At 35.3% G+C, this 7,703-nt stretch carries 6 protein-coding genes and 1 pseudogene; 5 read left to right on the top strand and 2 right to left on the bottom strand.

Features of this window, described 5'->3' with window-relative positions:
- Positions 1–357: 357 nt before the first annotated feature.
- Positions 358–1,095, bottom strand: a complete 738-nt coding sequence (locus F6K54_RS35965) for a GvpL/GvpF family gas vesicle protein (RefSeq protein ID WP_293088605.1) — start codon at positions 1,093–1,095, stop codon at positions 358–360.
- Between the two features lie 55 nt (positions 1,096–1,150).
- Entirely contained in the window at positions 1,151–1,459 is a 309-nt protein-coding gene (locus F6K54_RS35960) for a helix-turn-helix domain-containing protein (protein ID WP_293088603.1), read from the bottom strand.
- Positions 1,460–1,784: 325 nt separating this feature from the next.
- Between F6K54_RS35960 and F6K54_RS35955 the strand changes: the two genes are divergently transcribed.
- The 5 genes and pseudogenes from F6K54_RS35955 to F6K54_RS35935 all read left to right on the top strand — a co-directional run.
- Positions 1,785–2,033: a gas vesicle protein GvpG gene (locus F6K54_RS35955; protein WP_293088601.1), complete on the top strand. Its 249-nt coding sequence runs from the start codon at positions 1,785–1,787 to the stop codon at positions 2,031–2,033.
- 219 nt (positions 2,034–2,252) lie between these two features.
- Positions 2,253–2,897: a Uma2 family endonuclease gene (locus F6K54_RS35950; RefSeq protein WP_293088599.1), complete on the top strand. Its 645-nt coding sequence runs from the start codon at positions 2,253–2,255 to the stop codon at positions 2,895–2,897.
- A 676-nt stretch (positions 2,898–3,573) separates the two neighbouring features.
- Positions 3,574–4,713, top strand: coding sequence for an RNA-guided endonuclease TnpB family protein (locus F6K54_RS35945; RefSeq protein ID WP_366558328.1), 1,140 nt, complete (start codon positions 3,574–3,576; stop codon positions 4,711–4,713).
- A 713-nt stretch (positions 4,714–5,426) separates the two neighbouring features.
- The gene (locus F6K54_RS35940) at positions 5,427–6,938 is read left to right on the top strand and encodes an IS200/IS605 family accessory protein TnpB-related protein (RefSeq protein ID WP_293088598.1); all 1,512 of its coding nucleotides are present in this window, start codon (positions 5,427–5,429) and stop codon (positions 6,936–6,938) included.
- Between the two features lie 143 nt (positions 6,939–7,081).
- Positions 7,082–7,633, top strand: a pseudogene (locus F6K54_RS35935) (ArsA family ATPase); the annotation flags it as partial.
- Between the last annotated feature and the right edge of the window lie 70 nt (positions 7,634–7,703).

The raw sequence follows: 7,703 nt of genomic DNA, 5'->3' as shown, positions 1-7,703 counted from the left end.
TGCGGGAATTGCTATACCAATTATTAGTATCTCCTCATTTAGTAGAGGTACAGTTTTAGATCCCCCCTAACCCCCCTTAATAAGGGGGGAACCGCTTAAAGAGAGGGAACCGCTTAAAGAGAGGGAAACGCTTAAAAAGGGGTGAGTCTTCAAAGTCCCCCTTAGAAAGGGGGATTTAGGGGGATCGTAAATGTACTTTATAACTGCAGGAATTGCTATACCAATTATTAGTATCTCCTCATTTAGTAGAAGGCTTGAAATCTGAAATTTATTTTAATTCTATATCAATTTCTCAAAGGCTATTACCTCCTTCATTTGAAAAAAGCTGATAGCTGATAGCTGACGGCTGAATGCTTTTCATTGTTCAATTCGAGCAAAATTAAAAGGAGCAGTAAAACTATTATAGCGAATTTTAAATCTTCCCTCAAATTTACTATCAATAGCTTCTACTTTTTCACCAAACTCAGATTCTTTTTCCCAGGGTATTAGATAGGCTGCATTATAAATCATTTTTTCTGTTTGCAGGTCATTTTCTACTACCTCAATCGCTATTTTATTTAGAGTTATTTGGAAAATTTCAATAATATCTTGTTTACGACTATTCATTTCTTGTTCAATAGCTTGCCCAATCTGAACTACCTCATCCATACTTAAATTTTTTCCAGCTAACTTGTCTCGTTGAGCTTTGAGGTCTGGATTTTCTACAAGTAATTGTTGAATTTCTGCATCTGGTTCCCAATATATTTTTATTCCTACTTCTCGATTATTTTCTAACTTAGTAAAAAGTTGTTTCATTACCTGTTCAAAAGGGTTAGTCAACTGTTGAGAAAATTTTTCCCAGTCAGAAACTACTAAACCAAATCGCATAGGTAATACATTTCTATAGCTTGCCTCCATCGCTGACTCAAGTACTTTTTCATGGGTAAGTAAATTGCGGCGACTTGCCAGATAACGTTCCTGTTTTGCCATGGAGTAAAGCACTGCAAATTCATCAACAATTTGAATATTTACAGGTTCTTTATCCAATCCTTGTAAACTTAAGTTTTGCGGACCAGGTGGTAGAAATATACCATAAACATAGAAACCAGATTTCATAATTAATATAGTAAGTAGGGAGTAGTGAGTAGGGGAGTCTTACAAGGGTAAGTTTTTAAGATTTGACACGGGTTCTTGAGGACACGGAGAGGGTGAGATAGGGTGACCCCTGGTCTAAATCTTTTAATGATTGTTGTAGTGGAGTGGACGCAACTTCCTTCAACCAAAATAATTCTCCTTTAGCTTGAGTTATAAATTGTTTAGTTAAATCAACATAACTTGGTTTATTACTACCATTAGCATACAGTTGATTACAATGTGCTAATGATTGATTCCAAACATATCGACAACAACCAAATAGTTGATTAATGCGCGTTACTTGTATATGATTTGGATAGATGGGATATTTGTATCTTGCTTTCAATGTTTTTACCTATTACTCACACTCTTCGTATTACTATAGTATTGGTTGGCATTCATGCCGACACCAAATCAGAGATTATGGTGCGGGTATAAATGCCAACATTCAGATAAATTGTCTATTTTTCGGGTTGTGAAGCCATTTTTACTAACTGGTCTAAGTATTTCTTCGAGTAAGGTAAAAAATAGTTTCATAGATATAATGTCAAATAATACGTTAAAATGTCAAAGTTTTCTATCTATTCAATAAATATTACTTTTGACTTTTGATTTTTGACTTCTATAGGGACAATTTTTGCTTCGACAACTAATTTTAGGACTTCATCATTATGGTTATCCGTTTATTAACTCTGCCTATTACTGGTCCATTGGGAGGAATAGTTTGGTTAGGGAAAAAAATTCAAGAACAAGTAGATACAGAAGTAGATGATAAGGAAAATCTGAGTAAAAAACTTCTAGCTCTTCAACTTGCTTTTGACATGGGAGAGGTTTCAGAAGAAGATTTTGAAGCTCAAGAAGAGGAGCTTTTATTAGCAATTCAGGCAGCGGAAGAACAACAACTTAAAGAGGAAGAATAGTTATTTTAGCCCTCAGTTTTTTATGTATAACATTTATCAAGTTAGTGAGGTAAAGTTCTGAAGATCCCCCCTAACCCCCCTTGAGAAGGCAGGAACTGGAAGTCCCCCTTTTTAAGGGGGATTTAGGGGGATCTATTGATGTACCTCACCAGGTTGAAAACTTCTATAGTTCACTGACCTCAAAACTGCTGTATTAGTTAACAGTAATTAATTTAATTTATGACAAATTTACAAGTAAAAATTCCAACAGATACATGGGTTTCAGCTACTTGGAATGAATATCTCCACATTATTGAAAATCCCATTTATGCAAAAGCAAAATCTTATTATTATCAAGGAAAATTCAGAATAGAAATGTCACCAGTAAGTCACGACCATGCTAGCGATAATACACTTATTGCTATAGCTCTTGGTATTTTTTGTAGTCTCAAAAATATCAACAGTAAAGGTTTAACTAATTGTAGTTATAGAAAAATCGGACTTCGAGAAGTACAACCAGATCTTTCCTACTATATAGGTGACAATGCCAATATTTTTCCCAGGGGAACTTCTATTATAGATTTAGATACATATCCACCGCCAGATTTAGTCATAGAAATAGCCAATACTTCACTGTCTGATGATAAAGGTGAAAAAAGGTTGATTTATGAAGATTTAAAAGTCAAAGAATATTGGATAGTTGACGTCAAAAATGTAGATATTATTGCTTTTACTATGGTTGATGGTGGCAGTAAAAGGATTACAGAATCTCTAGTTTTACCAGGGTTAGTAATAAATGTTTTAAAAGAGGCTTTACAACAAAGTCTAAGTATCAATCAAAATCAAGTTATTGCCTCCCTGCTTTCTCAATTTCAAGAATCTTGATCGTAGAATTAAGTTTGGCTTTTCTGTGCAGAAGAAAATTTATCAGGGTTTGGGAGGAACAAAAGAGTATAGTTCAAAGGTTTGGAGATAAAGTAGGATGGCTTCATTAATGGATAATGGATAATGGATAATTACCTCTGGTTAAAACCGAGAGGATTGAATATAAGGAAACATTATTTCTTCTCTTGGTCGATTGGATATGGCGAGGAGACCTCGCCATCCCACCCTTCGGGAAGCTACGCTAACGACCGCTTTTTTCCCCTTAAAAGGGGAGGCTTTAAACCAGAATTATTTAATTATTAATTATTAATTATTAATTATTCGGTAAAGGAGGAATATAAAATGGTATTTTGAAGAGAACTTTATTGATTGTGTGAAAATTGGGCTTGTTTTTTTTCCTAGTGTAGATACTTGTAGACTCTAATGTATAACCGTTCCAGTCGTTAATATTTCAGTCTAGTAGGTTGGTTTAAGCGGCAGCGCAACCCAACAAAAATCTACATCTAAATCAATAAATATCTGTTGGGTTTATCCTAACGGATAAGCTCCGCTAACACTTCGTTCTACCCAACTTGCCGAAAAAATGGGTCTAAAGCCTCGCCCATAAGCGGGCGACTTTTTAGTTGTTTTTTTTCAATAAATATGTTATTTTAAGTGTTAGTTAAAAAGTCAAATTATGAAAGCTAGGTTTAAGTATCGTATCTATCCCAAACCCGGACAAAAATACCGATTAGCAAAGCTATTTGGTTGTGTCCGTGTGGTTTGGAATGATAGTCTAGCTTGCTGCCAAGAAAAGTACACTCTTAGAGAAAAGAAACCCACTAATACTGAACTACAAAAACAGTTTATCACTCAATCGAAAAATACTGAAGACAGAGAATGGTTATCAGAAGTTTCTGCTATACCATTACAGCAATCTTTGAATGATTTAAATCAGGCTTATCAAAACTTTTTTAAATCGACAAAAGGTGAGAGAAAAGGTAGACCTATTAAACCTCCTAAATTCAAAAGCAGGAAATCAAAACAAACTGCTAGGTTTACAAAGGGAGGATTTAAAATTGGTCAACACAAAGTTTATTTAGCCAAGATTGGAAAGCTGAAAATTGTATGGTCAAGAGAGTTACCTGCTCCTCCATCATCAGTAACAGTAATTAAAGATTCAGCTCATAGATATTTCTTGAGTTTTGTAGTAGAAATACAACCAGAAATCTTACCTCAAACTGATAATTCAGTAGGTATAGATTTAGGTGTCAAAACCTTTGCTACATTTAGCGACGGTACAAAAGTTGATGCTCCTAAGCCACTCAAAAAACGAATTAAGAAGTTAAGAAAGTTAAGTAAGTCATTATCTCATAAAACTAAAGGATCTAAAAGGTATGAAAAAGCCAGGGTTAGAGTTGCTAAGTTCCATGCCAAACTGAAAGATACAAGAACTGATTTTCTACATAAATTATCTACTAAAATAATTCGTGAAAACCAAACAGTTGTTTTAGAAGATTTGAACGTTTCTGGGATGGTTAAGAATCGCAAATTATCCAGAGCCATATCAGATTTAGGATGGAGAACATTCAGAACATTCCTAGAAGGAAAAGCAGAAAAATATGGTCGCGATTTCAGAGTAATTAGTCGTTGGGAGCCAACATCTCAAACTTGCTCTAGCTGTGGTTTTAAAGGAGGCAAGTTAGACCTTCAGGTGCGAGAATGGGAGTGTCTAAACTGTGGCGCAAAACATGTTCTTAGACAAGAATGCAGCAATAAATATATTAGTCGCGGGCGGGCAGTCCGAGACACAAAACGGACGCGGAGGCAAGCGTAAGACTACCGTCAAGGTAGCGGCAGCCTGTGAAACGTCAACCCACCGAGGAGTTACGGCTCAGTAGGAATCTCCGCGCCTTCAGGCCGGAGAGGATGTCAAAAAATTGTTATTTTTGATGATTAAGAATTATGCAACTCACCATCTGAGTTTAACTCTTCCATACATTATAAATAAGATTCTATGGCATCTTTAATATTTTCCAATGCTTCAACTTCAGTAGACAGGGCACTTGCCTTTCTTGTGTGGAAATTGGGCTTGTTTCTTTGCTATTGTGCCCATGTCTGCTGTTGAACCTCTGAAACAAGATGAAATTTTGTCTGTTCGTTCTTTAGCAGAAAAAATATAACAAATTATTGTAATCTAGTAAGTCGGGTTAAGTGCCATCGCAACCCAATAAAAATCTGCATCATAAAATAAAATATGTGTTAAATAAAATATATGTTGGGTTTATCCTAACCGATAAGCTCCGCTAACACTTCGTTCTACCCAACCTACAAAATTCTGAGACTGTTGTTTGCTAACACCAAAAAATATAGACTATCTTAGACGAACATCTACAAAATGTCTAGGATATGACACAATCGCGAATTAAAAAAATTAGGAACCTATGTCAAAACTTGAGTTCATGTCAAAGCTATCACAAATATGATTGACATCTCTAGACAAGGGATGCTAACTTTGATTTTAGTAATTGAATGTAAGTCCTAACAGTCATGGCTAAATCTCACGGTTCCTTAACAGGGATAGAAGCCAAAATTGAATATCATCCTGCATTTGAGGAACTAGGAGCATTGTATGAATCCTGGAAACGCTCTGCTATTAACTGGATGCAAACAGAAAAATTGTCAGAATCGGAAGTAGAAAAGCGTCTGATGAAAAAATTTAACATTCAATGGGCTTATGCTGATTCAATTGCTACTGAAGCACGAACATGTTTAAACCAATTAAAAACAGCTAAAAAAAACCATTATTCTAAATTAGAGTTACAAATAAGCGCTAAAACAACTGCGACAAAAAAACTCATCACTAAACTAGAAAAAACTTTAAAATTAGCAATAAAAAAAGGTTTTCCACATATACAGGCTCGAAATAAATTTTGTCATCAATTGCTAGGTTTAAAGAGTAAAATTCAGAAAATAGCCAGTCTGAAACGAAAATTAAAGCAGTTAAAAAACACAGAACGTCTACATATTTGTTTTGGTTCACAGAAATTATTTAACGCTCAACATAATTTAGCAGAAAATGGATATCAAACCCGCTCAGGATGGAGTTTAGATTGGAGAAAAAAACGGTCAGGCAGGTTTTTCTGTATAGGAAAATCTCAGCCAGGCGGTGGAACTATGATGAAAGTTTTCTCATTACAAGAGGATGGTAAATATCAACTACAAGTTCAACTACCTAGACCATTACAAGACAAATATGGTCAGAAAATCAAGTTAGAATTTTCAGTTTCAAATAGGAATGGTAGATATAGAGCAACAGATTTAGACTATGCCATAAACAATTTCAAACCAATCACAATTTCTATTTTTCGTAGAGAACATAAACAAGACAATTGGTATGTACATCTTTCTACTTATGTACAAGAAATACCAGTAGTTCATACTAGAAAAAATGGTTGTCTAGGTATTGACTTTAATGCGGAATCAATTTCAGTTACTTATGTGAAGTGGGATGGAAATATTGAATATTTAAAAGAAATCCCGTATAGATGGAAAAATCAAACTACAGGACAACGACAAGCATCTATCAGAAATATTGTTTCTCAAATTGTTTTCTTAGCAGAATTTTTTGAATGTGCTATTGCTATTGAGTCTCTAGACTTTAGCAAAAAAAAGGCTAAGATGAGTGGATATTGTAAAGTTTATAATGAGATGCTTTCCAACTTATCTACAGCAATATTTAGAGAAACTTTAGAGTCACGTTGTAGAAGATTTGGAGTGGAATTAATTAAAGTTAATCCGGCTTTTACCAGTGTGATAGGAATGATTAATTATATGGCTAAATATGGCCTCAATAGTGGCACTGCTGCTGCTTTAGTAATTGGCCGTAGAGCGTTAAAGTTATCAGAAAAAATCCCTAAATGTTTGTTGAGACCAGAGGATGTCAACAAACATGATTGGAGTCATTGGAGACGAGTTGCTAGTTTTATTAAACTACATCGTATCCGGAGGACTCAACTTTTTCAGTGGAGGAAAGTCCTTGAGGGTATCCGCTCCCCATAGTTTGTGGGCGGAACATCAACTTTCACAGCAAGTACACATTGAAACGGGTGAGTAATGAATCATTTGCACCTCACCGATGGCAGATGTCTAGCTTTGTCTAGTTTTTAAGAAGGTGAATAACTGATTAATTTATAGAAAAACTGATGGAACTTTTTGATAACCTAAACTTAGCAATGTTTAGTGGCAAAGGAGGCGTGGGAAAAACCACAACTTCTTGTGCTTTTGCTTGTCAGTGGGCGAAAAAATTCCCTGATGAAAAAATTCTGTTAATTTCCACCGATCCTGCCCACTCTTTAGGAGATGTCCTGCAAATACAAGTCACAGACACACCAAAACCTTTAGAAAGTTTACCCAATCTTTTAGTCAGAGCTTTAGATGCTAATCTCCTGCTCGAAGAATTTAAACAACGTTATGGTGATATCCTAGAACTACTGGTAGAACGAGGTAGTTTTGTTGAAGGGGAAGACCTCACCCCAGTATGGGATTTAGATTGGCCAGGATTAGACGAATTAATGGGTTTACTGGAAATACAACGTCTCTGTAACGAAAAAGTAGTCAACCGAGTAGTTGTAGATATGGCTCCCAGCGGTCATACTCTCAATTTATTCCGACTAATGGATTTTTTGGATACCTTACTCAAGTCCCTAGAACTTTTTCAACAGAAATATCGCTTTATTAAAGAAAGTTTCGCCGGTTAGATCTGGTGTGTACTTACCGGCGAAACTTTCTTTAATAAAGCGATATTTCTGTTGAAAAAGTTCTAGG

Origin of the sequence: Okeania sp. SIO3B5 (genome assembly GCF_010692555.1) — a bacterium.
Lineage (GTDB): Bacteria > Cyanobacteriota > Cyanobacteriia > Cyanobacteriales > Microcoleaceae > Okeania.
Note: the sequence above shows the minus strand (reverse complement) of the source record. Positions and strands in the feature narration are given on the sequence as shown.

What these genes read in the sequence shown, in the direction of transcription:
- F6K54_RS35965 (WP_293088605.1), bottom strand. Translation starts at nt 1,095, where the DNA reads ATGAAATCTGGTTTCTATGTTTATGGTATATTTCTACCACCTGGTCCG.
- F6K54_RS35955 (WP_293088601.1), top strand. Translation starts at nt 1,785, where the DNA reads ATGGTTATCCGTTTATTAACTCTGCCTATTACTGGTCCATTGGGAGGA.
- F6K54_RS35950 (WP_293088599.1), top strand. Translation starts at nt 2,253, where the DNA reads ATGACAAATTTACAAGTAAAAATTCCAACAGATACATGGGTTTCAGCT.
- F6K54_RS35945 (WP_366558328.1), top strand. Translation starts at nt 3,574, where the DNA reads ATGAAAGCTAGGTTTAAGTATCGTATCTATCCCAAACCCGGACAAAAA.
- F6K54_RS35940 (WP_293088598.1), top strand. Translation starts at nt 5,427, where the DNA reads ATGGCTAAATCTCACGGTTCCTTAACAGGGATAGAAGCCAAAATTGAA.